20 protein-coding genes are annotated in these 16500 nt (G+C 69.9%); 14 read left to right on the top strand and 6 right to left on the bottom strand.

Annotated elements, in window-relative coordinates; all coding sequences use genetic code 11:
- The 8 genes from ACX80J_RS12105 (at position 1) to ACX80J_RS12070 (ending at position 5002) form a co-directional block, all read left to right on the top strand.
- Positions 1-246 carry an RNA-binding protein gene (locus ACX80J_RS12105; RefSeq protein WP_104118497.1) on the top strand — a complete coding sequence of 82 codons (246 nt, stop codon included), beginning with the start codon at positions 1-3 and terminating at the stop codon, positions 244-246.
- A gap of 134 nt (positions 247-380) precedes the next feature.
- A complete protein-coding gene (gene rimM / locus ACX80J_RS12100) occupies positions 381-953 on the top strand; it encodes a ribosome maturation factor RimM (RefSeq protein ID WP_459347937.1) in 573 nt (190 codons plus the stop codon).
- The gene (trmD, locus tag ACX80J_RS12095) at positions 953-1744 is read left to right on the top strand and encodes a tRNA (guanosine(37)-N1)-methyltransferase TrmD (RefSeq protein WP_459347936.1); all 792 of its coding nucleotides are present in this window, start codon (positions 953-955) and stop codon (positions 1742-1744) included. Before rimM ends, trmD begins: the two co-directional genes overlap by 1 nt.
- 211 nt (positions 1745-1955) lie before the next feature.
- Positions 1956-2315 (top strand): 50S ribosomal protein L19, encoded by a 360-nt coding sequence (gene rplS, locus ACX80J_RS12090; RefSeq protein ID WP_055773319.1) that lies wholly within the window; start codon positions 1956-1958, stop codon positions 2313-2315.
- Positions 2316-2319: 4 nt separating this feature from the next.
- Entirely contained in the window at positions 2320-3009 is a 690-nt protein-coding gene (gene lepB / locus ACX80J_RS12085; protein WP_459348110.1) for a signal peptidase I, read from the top strand.
- 91 nt (positions 3010-3100) lie between these two features.
- Entirely contained in the window at positions 3101-3937 is an 837-nt protein-coding gene (gene lepB, locus ACX80J_RS12080; RefSeq protein ID WP_459347935.1) for a signal peptidase I, read from the top strand.
- Positions 3934-4671 (top strand): ribonuclease HII, encoded by a 738-nt coding sequence (locus ACX80J_RS12075; RefSeq protein WP_459347934.1) that lies wholly within the window; start codon positions 3934-3936, stop codon positions 4669-4671. The genes lepB (ACX80J_RS12080) and ACX80J_RS12075 overlap by 4 nt, the downstream gene beginning before the upstream one ends.
- Positions 4672-4678: 7 nt before the next feature.
- Positions 4679-5002 carry a DUF2469 domain-containing protein gene (locus ACX80J_RS12070; RefSeq protein ID WP_087075985.1) on the top strand — a complete coding sequence of 108 codons (324 nt, stop codon included), beginning with the start codon at positions 4679-4681 and terminating at the stop codon, positions 5000-5002.
- 67 nt (positions 5003-5069) lie between these two features.
- Here the strand turns inward: ACX80J_RS12070 and ACX80J_RS12065 are convergent, their stop codons facing one another.
- Positions 5070-5309, bottom strand: coding sequence for a hypothetical protein (locus ACX80J_RS12065; RefSeq protein ID WP_459347933.1), 240 nt, complete (start codon positions 5307-5309; stop codon positions 5070-5072).
- Between the two features lie 335 nt (positions 5310-5644).
- On the opposite strand from ACX80J_RS12065, the gene ACX80J_RS12060 reads away from it, so the two are divergent.
- From ACX80J_RS12060 to ACX80J_RS12035, 6 genes are all read left to right on the top strand, one after another.
- Positions 5645-6010 carry a YraN family protein gene (locus tag ACX80J_RS12060; protein WP_459347932.1) on the top strand — a complete coding sequence of 122 codons (366 nt, stop codon included), beginning with the start codon at positions 5645-5647 and terminating at the stop codon, positions 6008-6010.
- Entirely contained in the window at positions 6010-7545 is a 1536-nt protein-coding gene (locus ACX80J_RS12055) for a YifB family Mg chelatase-like AAA ATPase (RefSeq protein ID WP_459347931.1), read from the top strand. Before ACX80J_RS12060 ends, ACX80J_RS12055 begins: the two co-directional genes overlap by 1 nt.
- Positions 7542-8732, top strand: coding sequence for a DNA-processing protein DprA (gene dprA, locus ACX80J_RS12050; protein ID WP_459347930.1), 1191 nt, complete (start codon positions 7542-7544; stop codon positions 8730-8732). The genes ACX80J_RS12055 and dprA overlap by 4 nt, the downstream gene beginning before the upstream one ends.
- A 73-nt stretch (positions 8733-8805) precedes the next feature.
- Positions 8806-9396: a methylated-DNA--[protein]-cysteine S-methyltransferase gene (locus tag ACX80J_RS12045; protein WP_459347929.1), complete on the top strand. Its 591-nt coding sequence runs from the start codon at positions 8806-8808 to the stop codon at positions 9394-9396.
- A gap of 37 nt (positions 9397-9433) precedes the next feature.
- Complete coding sequence (locus tag ACX80J_RS12040) at positions 9434-10366, top strand: tyrosine recombinase XerC (RefSeq protein WP_459347928.1); 933 nt, start codon at positions 9434-9436, stop codon at positions 10364-10366.
- Positions 10367-10585: 219 nt separating this feature from the next.
- Positions 10586-11089 carry a DUF3145 domain-containing protein gene (locus ACX80J_RS12035; protein WP_087075971.1) on the top strand — a complete coding sequence of 168 codons (504 nt, stop codon included), beginning with the start codon at positions 10586-10588 and terminating at the stop codon, positions 11087-11089.
- A 135-nt stretch (positions 11090-11224) separates the two neighbouring features.
- On the opposite strand, the gene fabF is transcribed toward ACX80J_RS12035, so the two are convergent.
- The 5 genes from fabF to ACX80J_RS12010 form a co-directional block, all read right to left on the bottom strand.
- Positions 11225-12460, bottom strand: a complete 1236-nt coding sequence (fabF, locus tag ACX80J_RS12030; RefSeq protein ID WP_459343360.1) for a beta-ketoacyl-ACP synthase II — start codon at positions 12458-12460, stop codon at positions 11225-11227.
- A 115-nt stretch (positions 12461-12575) separates the two neighbouring features.
- Positions 12576-12821, bottom strand: coding sequence for an acyl carrier protein (locus tag ACX80J_RS12025; RefSeq protein WP_087075967.1), 246 nt, complete (start codon positions 12819-12821; stop codon positions 12576-12578).
- Positions 12822-12897: 76 nt separating this feature from the next.
- Entirely contained in the window at positions 12898-13959 is a 1062-nt protein-coding gene (locus ACX80J_RS12020; RefSeq protein WP_459343359.1) for a beta-ketoacyl-ACP synthase III, read from the bottom strand.
- A complete protein-coding gene (locus ACX80J_RS12015; RefSeq protein ID WP_459347927.1) occupies positions 13956-14921 on the bottom strand; it encodes an ACP S-malonyltransferase in 966 nt (321 codons plus the stop codon). Before ACX80J_RS12015 ends, ACX80J_RS12020 begins: the two co-directional genes overlap by 4 nt.
- A gap of 78 nt (positions 14922-14999) precedes the next feature.
- The gene (locus ACX80J_RS12010; RefSeq protein WP_459347926.1) at positions 15000-16328 is read right to left on the bottom strand and encodes a PucR family transcriptional regulator; all 1329 of its coding nucleotides are present in this window, start codon (positions 16326-16328) and stop codon (positions 15000-15002) included.
- Between the last annotated feature and the right edge of the window lie 172 nt (positions 16329-16500).

Raw genomic sequence — 16500 nt, 5'->3', positions numbered from 1 at the left:
TTGCTGGCCGAAGCTCTGGAGCACCTCGTCCGCGGCATCGTCGACAACCCGGACGACGTCCGGGTCTCCGCGAAGAACAATCGCCGCGGTGAGACGCTCGAGGTCCGCGTCCACCAGGAGGACCTCGGCCGCGTGATCGGCCGCCAGGGGCGCACCGCCCGGGCGCTGCGCACCGTGGTCGCCGCCCTCGCGGACGGCGAGCCGGTCCGCGTCGACGTCGTCGACACCGACCGCCGCAGGGGCTGACCCCTCCAGAGCACGGCACGAATCGGCCCCGCCACCAGAACCTGGTGGCGGGGCCGATCGGTTTTCCCCGTAGTCCCCGTACCACCCCCGCACAACCCCGGATTCCCCGTGGCACAACCAGCAGGAGCAGCACGATGGAAGTACTCGTAGCCAGGATCGGCAAGCCCCACGGCATCCGGGGCGAGGTGACCGTCCAGCTCTTCACCGACGCCCCCGAGGACCGGTTCGAGCCCGGCGAGACCTTCCGGGTCGAGGACGCCGCCGTCTCCGAGCTGACCGTCGCCAAGGCCCGGTGGAACAAGGACATCCTGATCGTGGGCTTCGAGCAGGTCGCCGACCGCAACCAGGCCGAGACGCTGCGCGGCGCCCGGCTCTTCATCGACTCCGACGGGACGGACGACGGCGACGACGACTCCTGGTACGAGCACGAACTCGTCGGCCTCGATGCCCGCGTCGAGGGAGAGTCCGTGGGCAAGGTCACCGGCCTGCGGACGATGGCCGTCCAGGACCTGCTGGTCGTCGAACTCGCCGACGGCCACGAGGCCCTCGTGCCCTTCGTCGGCGAGATCGTCCCCGAGGTGGATCCCGAGGGCGGCTTCGTGACGATCGTGCCGCCGGCAGGGCTCTTCGACCTCAACACCCCCGGTTCTAACCAGGCGCCCGACGACGGCGACGACGACGGGGCTCCGGCGGAGGAGCGCGACTAGTGCGCATCGACGTCGTCTCCATCTTCCCGGAGTACCTTGCCGCCCTCGACCTGTCGCTGATCGGCAAGGCCCGGCAGGACGGCGTCCTCGATGTACGGGTCCATGACCTCCGCTCCTTCACGACGGACCGGCACCGGACGGTCGACGACACCCCGTACGGCGGCGGAGCCGGCATGGTCATGAAGGCCGAGCCGTGGGCCCTGGCACTCGAAGCTGTCCTCGCCGGGTCGCCCGCGGACGGGGACCGCCCCACCCTGATCGTTCCCTCACCGGCCGGAGCCGTGTTCAACCAGGCCATGGCGTACGAGTTCGCGGAGCTCGACCACCTCGTCTTCGCCTGCGGGCGGTACGAGGGGATCGACGAGCGGGCGATCGACTGGGCGCGCGGGGCGTTCGACGTCCGCCCCGTCTCCCTCGGCGACTACGTCCTCAACGGCGGGGAGGTGGCTGTCCTCGCGATGGTCGAGGCCGTCGCCCGGCTGATCCCCGGCGTGGTCGGCAACCCGGAATCGCTCGTGGAGGAGTCCCACTCCGACGGTCTGCTGGAGTACCCGGTCTACACCAAACCGTCGTCCTGGCGCGGCAGGGAGATCCCCGACGTCCTGCTGAGCGGCAACCACGCGAGGATCGCCCAGTGGCGACGGCTCGAGCAGTTCCACCGGACGGCGGAGCGGCGCCCCGACCTGCTGGCCGGCGTCGACACCGCGTCGCTGACGAAGGCGGACCTCGCGGCCCTGCGGGAGGCCGGGTTCGACGTCGTCGACGGCAGGCTGACCCGCCCGTCGCATTAGCAGTTGGTCCCGCTCCTGTGGAATAATCGTAGATTGTGTCCACTGGGCCGGACCCTGCCACAGGGGGCGTCCAGCCAACAGTCCCACACCGGCCACCGGATCTCCGGATCGGCCGGAATCCTGCTTCGGCGGCATTGCCCGGGCCTCGCGCCCTGTCCTTGACCGCCGTGACCAACGTGAATGACCTGTGGCGTTCGCCAGGAGTATCAGTATGCATATTCTCGATTCCGTCGACGCCGGATCCTTCCGCGACAACGTCCCCGACTTCCGCGCCGGCGACACCGTCAACGTCCACGTCAACATCATCGAAGGCAAGAACACCCGTGTTCAGATCTTCAAGGGCTTCGTCCTCGGCCGCCAGGGCGACGGCATCCGCGAGACCTTCACGGTCCGCAAGGTGAGCTTCGGTGTCGGCGTGGAGCGTACGTTCCCCGTCCACAGCCCGGTCCTCGACAAGATCGAGGTCGTCTCCAAGGGCGATGTGCGCCGCGCCAAGCTGTACTACATGCGCGAACTGCGCGGCAAGGCAGCCAAGATCAAGGAGAAGCGCGACCCCAAGACGGTCAAGTAACCTCCTGAAGGTGCACGAAACCCCCGCTTCCCAGCTTCCTGCTGGAGAGCACACGAAACGCCGGTCCCGCTGTGCGGGCTGGCGTTTCGTGTTCTCCGCCGTCCTCGTCGCAGCCCTTCTCACGGGGCTCGTGCGCGGCTTCCTCGTCGACGTCTACTTCATCCCGTCAGCCTCCATGGAGCCCCTGCTCAGGGAAGGTGACCGGGTGCTCGTCAGCAAGGTCGAGGACACCCGTGGCACCGTGCAGCGCGGGGACGTCGTCGTCTTCGACGGCCGCGGGTCCTTCGACCCCATCACCGATCCGCGCGGCGTCCCGGAACGCCTGGCCGCCGGCACGGCGCAGTGGCTCGGGCTGGCGGGGAGCGACACGGTCTACGTGAAGCGCGTGATCGGCGTCGGCGGGGACCGGATTGCCTGCTGCTCCGACGACGGGCGACTGACCCTCAACGGGAACCCCATGGACGAGCCGTACGTCCATCCGGGGGATGCGGCGAGCGACCTCGACTTCGACGTCGTCGTCCCCGAGGGGCGGCTCTGGCTCCTCGGGGACCACCGGTCGGTCTCCATGGACTCCCGTTCGCTGCTCGGCGCAGCGGGTGGAGGCCTCGTCGCGGAGGATCGCATCATCGGACGGGCCTTTCAGCTAGTCTGGCCAATTGACAGGTATGCTCCGATCAACGGGCCGGTCGGCTGAATCGACCGGCCCAGCGGCGCGGATGCCGCACCAGCAGGACTCCCTTCGGTGGGTGGCCGCCGGGTACCACGACCACAGAGGACACCAGCACATGGCACGGAGCTTCCGCAGGAAGTCGGCCGCGGGGGAACCCGCAGCACACTCGTTCGATCCCGACGCCGCCGCCGGGGACGGTCCCTCAGCAGACGGGTTGCGGGACCGGACGCGGGACCCGAAGCGGGACGCGAAGGATTCCGACCGGGGCTTCGGGGCGTGGCTGAAGGAGATCGGGACGATCGTCGTGATCGCGCTGGTGCTGTCCTTCCTCATCAAGACCTTCCTGTTCCGCGCGTTCTTCATCCCGTCCGGCTCCATGGAGGAGACCCTCGAGATCGACGACCGGATCTTCGTGAACCAGCTCGTGCCGCAGCCCTTCGATCTGCAGCACGGCGACATCGTGGTCTTCCGGGACACCAAAGGCTGGCTCCCGCCGCAGGCGGAGTCCAGCGTGAGCTGGTTCAAGGAAGCGCTCATCTTCGTCGGGCTCGCTCCCGACGAGTCGCAGCAGCACCTCGTGAAGCGTGTCATCGGACTCCCCGGCGACCATGTCATCTGCTGTGACGCCAAGGGCCTCATCACCGTCAACGGGGAGCCCCTGGAGGAGCCCTACCTCTTCCCCGGCGCCAACCCTTCGGATCTCCCGTTCGACATCGTCGTGCCCGAGGGCACGGTGTGGGTCATGGGAGACCACCGCAACGCGTCAGCGGACTCCCGGGCCAACCGCGACAAGGAGGGTGAGGGCTTCGTCGACATCGAGGACATCGAGGGCAGGGCCGCTGTCATCGCCTGGCCGCTGGACCGCATCGGCTTCCTCGGCAATCACCCGGACGTGTTCGACGGCATTCCCGAGCCCGAATCCTCGGCGCAACCCACTCCCAGCGGACCATGACGGCCCTCCGGAAGAAGCGCTCCTCCGCTCCCACCCTGAGCTTCGAGAAGTCCTTCGCCGTCGACGGCCACCGCTACATCGCCGGGTGCGACGAGGTAGGCAGGGGAGCGCTGGCCGGCCCCGTGTCGGTCGGCGTCGTCGTCGTCGACCTCGATGCGGCTCCAGGCCTGCGGGGCGTCCGCGACAGCAAACTGCTCCTGCCGGCCGAGCGCCAGGCACTCGTGCCGCGCATCCGGCGCTGGTCCGTGGCCTCCGCCGTGGGGCACGCGTCCGCTGCGGAGATCGACGCGCTGGGGCTGATGGCCGCACTGCGGACCGCCGGCAGTCGTGCCTGGGCGGCCGTCCTCGACACCGTGACGCCCGACGCCGTCATCCTCGACGGCAACCACGACTGGCTCTCCGCCCGGTCCCAGGGCATCCTGTTCGACGGCGGCGGGAGCCCCGCGGCACCCGCCGTCGGGTGCACGGCTCCCGTCCACACCCGCATCAAGGCGGACCTGAAGTGCCTGAGCGTGGCGGCGGCCAGCGTCCTGGCCAAGGTCGAGCGCGACGCCCTGATGATCTCCCTGGCCGCCGACCACCCCGCCTTCGGCTGGGACGGGAACAAGGGCTACGCCACGGAAGCGCACCGTGCAGCCATCGACGCTCTAGGGCCCAGCGAGTATCACCGAAAGACCTGGCGGCTGGGACGCCAGGACAGGACCGGCATGCCACACGCGGAAATTGGGGGATGATTGTCGAATGAGTGCTGAGGATCTTGAAAACTACGAGACCGACATGGAGCTCCAGCTCTACCGCGAGTACCGGGACGTCGTGGGTCTCTTCAGCTACGTCGTGGAGACGGAGCGCCGGTTCTACCTGGCCAACAACGTGGACCTGCAGGCGCGCTCGGCGGATGGTGAGGTCTACTTCGACCTGACGCTCCAGGACGCCTGGGTCTGGGACGTGTACCGTTCAGCGCGGTTCGTGAAGAACGTCCGCGTCATCACGTTCAAGGACGTCAACGTCGAGGAGCTCTCGAAGTCGGACGACATCGCCCTGCCGAAGGACGGCACACTGGGCTGACCGGCCCCTCGCGGCCGACCGGCTCCTGGGTTATCGGCTGCTGGGCCGATCGGCCCTCACGCGGTCTTCACAAGGGCGGGTCGTCGTCCGTCCCGCCGTAGGGGAAGGCGTCCTCGCCGTCCAGCGGGACGTCTGCTGCCTGTTCGAGCCGGTCGGCCTCCGATCCACCGGTGCCTTCACCGGCGATGCCGCCCCCCAAGCCGTCGTCGCCGGATCCGGCGGGCATTCCCTGTTCCTGGAGGTCCGCCTCCGACCCGCCCGTCCCCGTATCGGCCCGGTCCGCGCCCCCGCCGGAACGTGCTGTCACGTCTTGTTCCTGCAGGTCCGCCTCGGATCCGCCTCGCAGGATGTCACTGGATTCTGACACGGTGTCCTCCGTTCTCCTCCGGGCCGACGTCGGGTCGACGTCGCTTCTCCGTCCACGGTACGAGGGGAGGGGAACCTGTGCCACCGCTTTCTTCCCCGACCCACGGTCTTCTTCCCCGGCCAACGGCTTTCTTCCCCGGCCCACCGCGTGAGGGTACCGGGGCCGGCGGTCACCCCGTCGGGGCAGGTTCCGACCGGCCGGCGGAAGCCGTGTTGTCCACATAGCCCCTCGCGCCGCGGCGTGCGTCGGCCGCTTCCCCGAGGCTGGGGGAGGAGGTGGAAGCCATGGTGGCAAAGGATCAGCTGGGTCGTCAAGGAGAGGCAACGGCGGCAGTCTTCCTCGAGCAGGCGGGCCTGAGGATCGTCGACCGGAACTGGCGGTGCCCGGCGGGGGAGATCGACCTGGTCGCGGTCGACGGATCCACGCTGGTGATCGTCGAGGTGAAGACGCGGAGCTCGGACGACTTCGGGCAGCCGCTGGAGGCCATCACGGCGAGCAAGCTGGAGCGGCTGTACCGGCTCGCCTCCACGTGGGCCCGGGCGCACAACCTGCGGTTCAGCGGATTCCGTATCGACGCCGTGGGCGTGCTCGATGACGGTTCGGGAGCACCGCGGATCGAGCACGTGCGGGCGGTGATCTGATGGTGCTCGGCCGGACGTACGCGGTGTCGATGGTGGGCATGAACGGACACGTCGTCGAGGTCGAGGCCGATATCGGGCAGACCCTGCCCGCCTTCGTGCTGCTCGGCCTGCCCGACGCCTCGCTCAACGAGGCGAAGGACCGCATCCGGGCCGCGGCACGGAACGCCGGCGTCCCGCTCAGCCGCCGCAAGATCACCGTCAACCTGATACCGGCCTCCCTGCCCAAGCGCGGTTCGGCCTTCGACCTCGCGATAGTAATGTCCGCGCTCGCTGCTGCAGGAGACGTCCGGGGCTGCGGCTCCACGGTCTTCCTCGCCGAACTGGGCCTGGACGGGCAACTCCGTCCCGTCCACGGCGTCCTGCCCGCCGTCATGGCGGCTGTGCAGGCGGGACATACCAGCATCGTCGTCGCGGAGGAGAACGCCGCCGAGGCCGCTCTGGTCCCTGCCGCCGGCGTGCGGTCCTTCCGGACGCTCGCTGAGGTTGCGCTGGCGTTCGGGGCGGACGGCGCTCAGGTCACGCTGCCGGACCCCGTGCCGCGGCAGGAGCCGCCGGCGCCGGCAGTCCCGGCGGTGCCGTTGCGGGACCTGTCCGATATCGCGGGCCAGCACGAGGCGAGGTACGCGCTGGAGATCGCCGCCGCCGGTGCGCACCATCTCCTCATGGTCGGACCCCCGGGGGCGGGGAAGACGATGCTGGCAGAACGCCTGTCCGGGATCCTGCCGGAGCTCGAGGACGATCACGCGATGGAAGTGACCGCCATCCACAGCCTGAGCGGCGAGCGGTACTGCGGCGAACTGGTCCGCACGCCACCCTTCGAGAGTCCCCACCACACCGCGACCCCTGCCGCCATCATCGGGGGAGGAAGCGGGATCCCGAGGCCCGGTGCCGCATCACGGGCGCATCGGGGCGTCCTGTTCCTCGATGAGGCGCCCGAGTACGAACGCCGGGTCCTGGAGGCCCTACGTGAACCGCTGGAAAGCGGCCGCCTCGTCCTGCACCGCGCGTCCGGAACCGCGTCCTATCCCGCCAGGTTCCAACTCGTCCTCGCGCTCAACCCCTGTCCGTGCGGTCTTGCCAACGGCAAGGGCATCGACTGCATGTGCACGGCCCAGCAGCGCCGGCGGTACTTCAACCGTCTCTCGGGACCGCTGCTGGACCGCGTCGACCTGCAGCTCGCGGTACAGCGGGTCAGCCTTGCCGACTACGCCGCGGGTGGGTCGGCCGAGACATCCGCCCGTGTGGCAGAGCGGGTCGCTGCGGCTCGGAGCGCCCAGCGGGAGAGATTGCGCCCGTGGAACTACGCGACGAACGCGGAGGTGCAGGGCCGGATCCTCCGGGGCGGGCTCGCACTGCCGCGGGCGGTGACTGCATCGCTGGACAGGGCACTGGACAGGAACCTGGTCAGCGCGCGTGGCTGGGACAGGGTCCTGCGTGTCGCCTGGACCGTGTCCGATCTGGCAGGCCGCGCCCGGCCGGATGCGGACGATGTGGTGACGGCCCTCGGCTTCCGGCTGCAGGAGCGTGCGGCATGAGTGGGTTCGCGAGCAGCAGTCTGGCCAGGGCAGCACTGTCGAGGCTATTCGAACCCTCCGACACCGTCGGTATGGGGCTTGTCTCGATCGTCGGTCCGGTCGATGCCCTGCGCGTCGCCCGCCGGGAGATCAGCGCGGGCCAGGAGCTCACCCGGCACCTGTGCGAAGCACTGGGCATCGGGGAACCCCGGGACCTCCTCGGGGAGGGACTGGCCCGCTGGGCTCCCCGCCTCGGCGACCTCGCTCCCGAGCGTGACCTGGCGACGCTTGCGCGGTTGGGTGGGCGACTGGTCGTGCCTGAATCCGAGGAGTGGCCGGAAGCGCTCGACGACCTGCAGGTCTCCGCTCCGCTGTGCCTCTGGGTGCGGGGCCGGCACCAGGTCCCCGGGATCGAGCGGCTGGTTGCCCTCGTGGGTTCCCGCGACAGCACCACCTACGGCTCCTCCGTGACGACCGACCTGGCGTCCGGTCTCACGACCCGCGGCTTCACGGTGGTCTCGGGCGGGGCGTACGGCATCGATGCCCAGGCCCACCGGGCCGCTCTCGCCACCACGGACGGACGCGACGCCCCGGCGACCGTCGCCCTTCTGGCCTCAGGCGTGGACCGGTACTATCCGGCAGGCAACGAGGAGCTGCTCCGTGCGATCGCGGAGCGGGGACTCCTCATCTCCGAAGTCCCACCCGGCAGCTCTCCCACCCGATGGAGGTTTCTGCAACGGAACCGGCTGATCGCGGCCCTCAGCGCCGTCACGGTGGTGGTCGAGGCGCGCTGGCGATCGGGCGCGCTCAACACCGCCCACCACGCGGGCGAGCTGGGCAGGCCGGTGGGCGCCGTGCCCGGCTCCGTCCACTCGGCCAATTCGGCGGGGTGCCACCGACTGCTGCGGGACGGCACCGCGGTCTGTGTCACGGATGCAGCCGACGTGGCAGAGCTGGCGGGTCCACTGGGCAGCGAACCGGGGGACCGGGCCAGGGAGGAGGCGTCTCCGGCGCGCGACCACGACGGTCTGACGATTCCCGATCTGCTGCTGCTCGACGGCCTGCCGGTCCGCGCCTCGACATCGGTCGACAAACTGTCGAGCGTCGCGGGCCTCTCCACGAAGGACGTCATCAGCGGCCTCGCGCGCCTCGAACTAGCGGGCCTGGCCCAGAGGACGGCCGAAGGCTGGCGACGACAGAAGGGATGAGCCCGGGCAGGCGCTCGGGCAGGCACGACACGAAGAGCCGGACGACGACGGACGGCACGACCGGGAGGACGTCATGACACGCAGCAAGGGGTTCGCCCCGGAGGACGAGCGGTTCCACGCCGAGATCGATACACCCCTCGGGCTCCTGCGCGTGGTCGCCCGAGGGGCCGCCATCGTCGGCCTGTACCACGGGGACCATCATCCGCCGCCGGCTCCGGCCCTGCTCGGCCACGCGGCTCCCACTCCCGGAAGCCCCGGCTCCGTGCCCGGACCGGAGGGACAGGTGCCGCCGGTGCCGGAGCCGACGGCGGCCGTACTCCTCCAGGCATGCCGTGAGCTGACGGACTACTTCGACGGCTCAGTGCGGGACTTCGCGGCTCCCATCAACCTCTCCGGTACTCCGTTCCAGCTGAGCGTCTGGGCCGCGCTTCGGCGAATCCCGTACGGGGAGCGCCGCAGCTATCGGGACGTCGCTGAGCACCTGGGCAATCCGCGGATGGGCCGGGCGATCGGCGCGGCGGTCAGGGCCAACCCGGTCTCGATCATCGTCCCGGGCCACCGTGTGGTCAGCAGCGCGGGTACGGTCATCGGGTATGCCGCGGGCCCGGAGGTGAAGAGGGCGCTCCTCGATCTGGAACGAGTCGGGCCGCACCTGGAGGGGTAGGGAGCCCGGGGCGTGGATACTGGGAGGGGAGGCGAACATGACAACTAGTGGCGCTCCGCTTGCAGGCGAGCTCAGCGCAGCCCTTTCCGGGTTCGCGGACTACCTCACGCGGGAACGCAACCGCTCGGCCCACACGGTGCGGGCGTACCGGACGGATATCGAGCTCTTCCTCGCCCACGCTGCACAGGCGGGGGTGTCGGCACTGGACCAGCTGGAGCTCCGCCACTTCCGGTCCTGGCTCGGTGCACTGGACGGGGCGGGCCTGTCCCGGTCGACGATCGCGAGGCGTGCGGCGTCGGTGCGTTCGTTCATGGACTGGGCCGTCCGCGAGGAGACGATTCCTGCCAACCCCGCCCTGCGCCTCCGCGCGCCCAAGCGGAGCAGCAGCCTGCCCGCCGTCCTCAGCCGGCCGCAGACCGACGTCCTCTTCGAGGGCCTCGACGAGCAGGCCGTGCAGGGCGATCCCTCGAACCTCCAGCGGCGCGCCATGATCGAGCTGCTCTACGGCACCGGTGTCCGGGTCGGTGAGCTCGTCGGCCTCGACATCGACGACGTCGACACGGAGCGGCGCACCCTGGTGGTCCTCGGCAAGGGGTCGAAGGAGCGGACCGTGCCCTACGGGGTTCCCGCGGCCCATGCCCTCGACGACTGGCTGCGCCGCGGTCGACCGCAGTGGGTGTCGGAGAAGAGCGGACCGGCCCTGTTCCTGGGCCGCAGGGGCGGACGCATCGACCAACGCGCCGTCCGCACCCAGGTCAAGGAAGCCCTCGATGCCCTCGGCGACACCGCCGCGCAGGGGCCGCACGCGCTCCGCCACAGCGCCGCCACGCACCTGCTCGACGGAGGGGCCGACCTCAGGGCCGTGCAGGAGATCCTCGGCCACTCGAGCCTTGCCACGACGCAGCTCTACACGCACGTATCGGTCGAACGCCTCCGTCGAAGCTACGAGCAGGCCCACCCCAGGGCCTGACCCCGCGTGGGCCCCGATCCGGCGGGGGAGGGCAGGGCATTGCGGGCGGGTAGTGACAGTGGCGAAATTCACGCTTCTCGGGCAGAATGAGCACTAGTGGAACGGAACCCGCATGATATGCGCGGGTGGGTCTCGTAAAGCTCTGGCATCATCCGTTGCAGTTTCATCAGCCATATGAAGGTCGTTGGGGAAGACGTACCTACAGCTATGGAGGATGGAATGTCTGTTGTGATGGCGCGCGGTGTCTTGTACGTGCACTCGGCCCCTACTGCGTTGTGCCCTCATGTCGAATGGGCTATCGGCTCTGTCCTGGACAAGCGCATCGACATGGAGTGGACAGCGCAACCTGCCGCGCCCGGAATGCTGCGCGCCGAGCTCTCATGGGTCGGCCCGCAGGGCTCCGGATCGCAGCTCGCATCCGCCCTGCGCGGCTGGGCGCACCTCCGCTACGAGGTCACCGAGGAGCAGAGCCCCGGCGCCGATGGCGGGCGCTGGTCGCACACTCCTGAGCTCGGGATCTTCCACGCCACGACGGACGTCCACGGCAACATCATGGTGACCGAGGACCGGATCCGGTACGCCTATGAGGCGGGTGCGGGCGATCCTGCCGCCGTCTACCATGAACTCTCCCTCGCACTCGGGGAGTCCTGGGACGAGGAACTGGAGCCTTTCCGCCACGCGGCCGAGGGCGCTCCGGTCCGCTGGCTCCACCAGGTCGGCTGACAGTCTCCCCGTACCCGGCCCTGCTGGGGCTGCAGTTCATCGCCCGCACCCGACAGGAAGTCGCGACGGCGAGGTAGCTGTCGTCATACGAAAGGCGCCGCCCGGAAGGGCGGCGCCTTTCATGTCCGGCTGTGCTCAGACGTTGCGGAGCACGATGACGGCGTTGTGCCCGCCGAAGCCGAAGGAGTTGCTCAGGGCGACGATGTCCCCCTGGGGAAGGTCCCTCGGCGAGGTCACGACGTCGAGCGGGATCTCGGGATCCTGGTTGTCGAGGTTGATGGTGACCGGTGCCTTCCGGTCGTAGATGGCCAGCACGGTCATCACGGCCTCGACGGCGCCGGACGCGCCGAGGAGGTGACCTGTCTGGGACTTCGTCGCGGAGACCGCGACCTGGTCCGTGTGGGCACCCAGGGAGGCCCTGAGGGCGGTGTACTCGGGCTTGTCACCGACGGGGGTGGACGTCGCGTGCGCGTTGACGTGGACCACGTCCTCCGCCTGGGCGCGCGCATCGAAGAGTGCGGCCTTCAGCGCCCGGGTGGCCCCGAGGCCCTCGGGGTCGGGGGCGGTGATGTGGTACGCGTCGGCCGTGACGGCTGTGCCCGCCAGCTCCGCGTAGATCCGCGCACCGCGCGCGAGGGCGTGCTCCTCGGCCTCGAGGACCAGGGCGCCGGCACCTTCACCCATGACGAAGCCGTCCCGGCCGGTGTCGTAGGGACGCGAGGCCAGCTCCGGCTCGTCGTTCCGCCGGGACAGCGCCTGCATCGCGGCGAAGGCTGCGATGGGCATCGGGTGGATGGCGGCTTCGGCGCCGCCGCACACCACCACGTCGGCCTTGCCGGACCGGATCAGTTCGAGGCCCTGGTGCAGTGCCTCCGTGCCCGAGGCGCAGGCGGATACGGGGGTGTGCGCACCGGCGCGCGCACCGAGGTCGAGGCTCACGGCCGCAGCGGGTCCGTTGGGCATCAGCATGGGGACGGTCATGGGGAGGACGCGGCGGGGGCCTTTCTCGCGCAGCGTGTCCCAGGCGTCCAGCAGGGTCCACACACCGCCGATGCCCGTGGCGAACGCGACCGCGAGGCGGTCCTTGTCGACGTCCTCGATGCCTGAGTCGCGCCAGGCCTCACGGGAGGCGACGACGGCGAACTGCGTCGACGGGTCCATGCGCTTGGCCTCGACCCGTGAGAGGACCTCCGACGCCGGGGTGGCGATCTGCGCGGCGAAGGTCACCGGCAGTTCGAACTCCTGCACCCAGTCGGCTTCGATGGTGCGTGCGCCCGACACTCCCTTGAGGGCGTTGGCCCACATGGTGGGGACGTCTCCGCCGATGGGGGTGGTTGCACCGAGTCCGGTGATGACGACTTTGCGTGGCATGGTCACTCTTTCGAAGCTGTGGCGTGCGCCGGCAGGACCGGGGCGAGGGGATGACGAGTACGGCCGCCCACGGCGGGAACACCGGGAGCGGCCGCAGCGCTGGGAACGGCAGGAATCAGGCCTGCGCGCCCGAGATGAAGGTGACGGCGTCGCCGACGGTCTTCAGGTTCTTGACCTCTTCGTCGGGGATGCGCACGCCGAACTTCTCCTCGGCGTTGACGACGATGGTCATCATCGAGATGGAGTCGATGTCGAGGTCGTCGGTGAAGGACTTGTCCATCTCGACGGACTCGGGTGCGAGTCCCGTCTCTTCGTTGACGATCTCGGCCAGACCGGTCAGGATTTCTTCGTTGCTAGCCATGGTGGCTCCTTTTCTGTTCGTGCCGGTGCACCGGCGGGGATGGTCAAACCGCACGGTCGCGGTCTGGGCTTGAAAACTAGGGGAGGACGACGACCTGCGCCCCGAAGACGAGGCCGGCGCCGAAACCGATCTGCAGTGCCAGCTTGCCGCTGAGGGAGGGCTGCTCCTGGAGCGTGCGATGCATGGCGAGGGGGATGGAGGCGGCGGAGGTGTTGCCGGCGTCCACGATGTCGCGTGCCACGTAGACGTGCTCGGGGAGCTTGAGCTGCTTCACCATCTCATCGATGATACGGATGTTGGCCTGGTGGGGGAGGAACACCGCGAGGTCGTCCGCTGTGACGCCGGCGGCGTCGAGCGCGCGCTGTGCGACCTTCGCCATCTCCCACACGGCCCAGCGGAACACCGTCGGCCCGTCCTGGCGCATGGTGGGCCACAGGCTCTCGCGACCGGCGTCGACGTCCTGCTCGCGCTCGGTGTCGGTGGCGACGGCGCCGATAGCGTAGTCCCGGACATCGGTCAGGGAGCGCGTCATCCGGATCGCCTCGTGCTTGCTGCCGTCGGACCCCCAGACGGAGGGCCCGATGCCTGCCGCGTCACCAGGGCCGATGACGACGGCGCCGGCACCGTCGCCGAGGAGGAAGGAGATCGTGCGGTCGGAGTTGTCGATGAAGTCCGAGAGCTTCTCGACGCCGACCACCAGGACGTACTCGGCCGTGCCGGCGTGGACCAGGGCGTCGCCCTGGGCGATCCCGTAGCAGTAGCCGGCACAGGCGGCCGAGATGTCGTACGCGGGTGCCGGCGTCGCTCCGAGGCGGTCGGTCAGCTGTGCGGCGGCCGACGGCGTCGCATAGGGGTGGGTCACGGTGGACACCAGCACGGCGCCGATCTGGGATGCGTCGATGCCGGCCGCGGCCAGCGCCTCCCGGGATGCGGCCTCCGCCATGTCGATGACACTCACGTCGCGCGGAGCGCGGTGCCGGGTGACGATGCCGGTCCGCTGCCGGATCCACTCGTCGGAGGAGTCGATCCACTGGCACACGTCGTCGTTGGTGACGATGATCTCCGGCCGGTAGGCGCCGACGCCGAGGATGCGGGTGTGCTCGCGGAGGGGGGCTTGCTTGATGGCGGTGATGCTCACTGAGGTCCTTCGGGGGTAAGGGACGGATCGAGGTCCGTGGTCCGCGAGTGCTCCTGCATGAAGCCGCGGGCGGCATCCAGGTCCTCGGGCGATTTTACGGCCAGTGCCGCCGTACCGCGCATTCCGCGCTTGGCCAGGCCGGTCAGCGTTCCCGCCGGAGCGAGCTCGATCATCCCCGTGACACCCATCCCCTGCATCGATTCCATGCACAGGTCCCAGCGGACCGGACGCGAAACCTGCGCGATCAGGCTGTCGAGGTTGCCCTCGCCGGTCGCCACGGGCTGCCCGTCATAGTTGGACATGAGCGTGGCCACCGGGTCGGCGGGAGCCAGGGACGGCCGCAGTGCCTCGAGGGCCGTGACGGCGGGAGACATGTGGCCGGTGTGGAAGGCGCCGGCGACCTTGAGTGCAATCACGCGGGCCTTCGCGGGCGGGTTCTCGGCAAGCGCTGCGAGCTGCTCGAGGGTTCCCGCTGCCACCACCTGTCCACCACCGTTGGCGTTGGCGGCGGTGAGGCCGAGTTCCGCGAGCCGCGCCGCGACCTCCTCGGGATCACCACCCAGGACCGCGCTCATGCCGGTCGGTGTCGCGGCGGCAGCTTCCGCCATCGCCGTGGCGCGGACCCGGACGAACGCGACGGCGTCGTCCTCGGAGAGGGCCCCGGCGATGCCCGACGCCGTCAGTTCGCCCACGGAGTGTCCCGCCACGACGGTCGCTGCGGTCAGCGGAGCGTCCTGGAGGAGGAGGCGGGCGGTCACGAGGCCGGCGGCCACGATGAGCGGCTGGGCGACGGCGGTGTCCTTGATGGTCTCCTCGTCGGAGACGGTGCCGTGCCGGATGAGGTCGGTGCCGGCCCGGTCGCTGAGACGCTCGAGGTGGTCCCTTACTCCCGGAAGGTCGAGCCAGGGGCTGAGGAAGCCCGGGGTCTGTGAGCCCTGTCCGGGGCAGGCGATTGCAAGCACTGTTCCAGCTTTCCAAAGAGGTGGAGCATTATCGGGTGTTCGGCTGAACCAAGCTGGCTGTGCCTCTTTGTAGGAAGTCTACAAGGCACTCGAACGCCCGAGAGCAACCGGCGGGGCTTTGTCGACGCTTCCCGCGCGGGCCGGACGCCCGTTTCCCGTCCCCGAGGCACCGTTCGCCGCGATCGGCGGGGCCGGCGGTGCGGAGAGGCGTCCGACGACCAGTGCGGTCTGCAGGACGTACGCCTCCCGCGGGATCAGGGGGTCCCACCCGGTCACGTCGCACACCCGGCGGAGGCGGTACCGGACCGTGTTGGCATGCACGAAGAGGGACCGCGAGGTTGCTTCGAGCGAGTGCCCGAGGGTGAGGTACGCGGACAGTGTCTGCTCGAGGCCGTTCGACGCCGCCAGGAGTGGGCGGTAGATGCTGCGCACGAGCGAGCGCCGCGCCGTGTCGTCCCCCGAGATCACGCGCTCCGGCCACAGATCCTCCGACGAGACGGGACGCGGGGCTCCGGGCCACGCCCGGGCGGCGGTGAGTCCGGCGAAGGCGGCCTGGGCGGAACTGCTGGCGGCGACCAGCGACTCCGCCTCCGGGCCGAACACGACGGCGCCGTCCCCGAAGAGCTCGCTGATCCTGGGGTAGGCCTTGGCGGGGTCCCGCACGCCTCCGAGCACGAGGATGAGCCGCTCGCCCTGGATGCCCACGAGAACGTCCTCCGCGAGGCGCCCGGTCACGCGGCGGAGCTCGTTGAGGAAAGCGACGTTCGGTTCGGAGGGAGCGCTGCCGACCATCACCGTGATGCGGGCCTGCGATTTCCAGCCGACGGCGGCGATGCGGGAACGCAGGGCGTCGGAACTCTCGCCGCGGAGGATGGCGTCGACCACCAGCGCCTCGAGGCGCGTGTCCCACGACCCCCGGGTCTCAGCCGCACGGGCATAAACGTCCGCGGCGGCGAAGGCCACCTCGCGGGAGTACCGGAGTACGGCCTCGCGCAGCGGCCCCTGGTCGGCCGCGGGCGCGAGGAACGGCACGTGGTCCTCGACCACCTGCACCACCACGCGGATGAGCTGGAGGGCCTTCTGCAGGCTGATGGATCGCGTCAGCTCCGTGGGCGCCGTGCCGAAGACATCACTCAGGACCCACTCCGGGGACACGGGCTTCTGGTACCAGTTGACGAAGGAGGCGATACCCTTCTGCGCCACCATCCCGAGGGCGGACCGCTCGTCCGGCCGGAGCCCGCGGTACCACGGCAGGTCCGCGTCGAGCTGCTTGAGGGTCGCCGTGGACAGCGAGCCGATCGTGGAGCGCAGCTTCTCCACGGTGGCGGGATCCGGGGGAGCTGTCCCCGCGTTGGTCGCTCCGGCCGCCCTGGGGGCGCTACCGGGATCATTTTCGGGCTGCGGCATCCTCCGAGCATACGGTCTCGGCGCCGCGGCCTTCCATTTGTGAGAAGGCTACAAAAAGAACGACGGCGGACGCAGCGTTGATGCTGTGTCCGCCGTCGCCGGTGGTGCGGTGTGGTGGGGTGGTGCGGGGGGGTGCCGGGGGGCCTAGGAGTCGCCGCCGGCGTTGCCGGTG

It is taken from the genome of Arthrobacter rhamnosi (assembly GCF_054510975.1).
The sequence above is the reverse complement of the archived record's forward strand: the minus strand, read 5'-3'. Positions and strand labels throughout refer to the sequence as shown.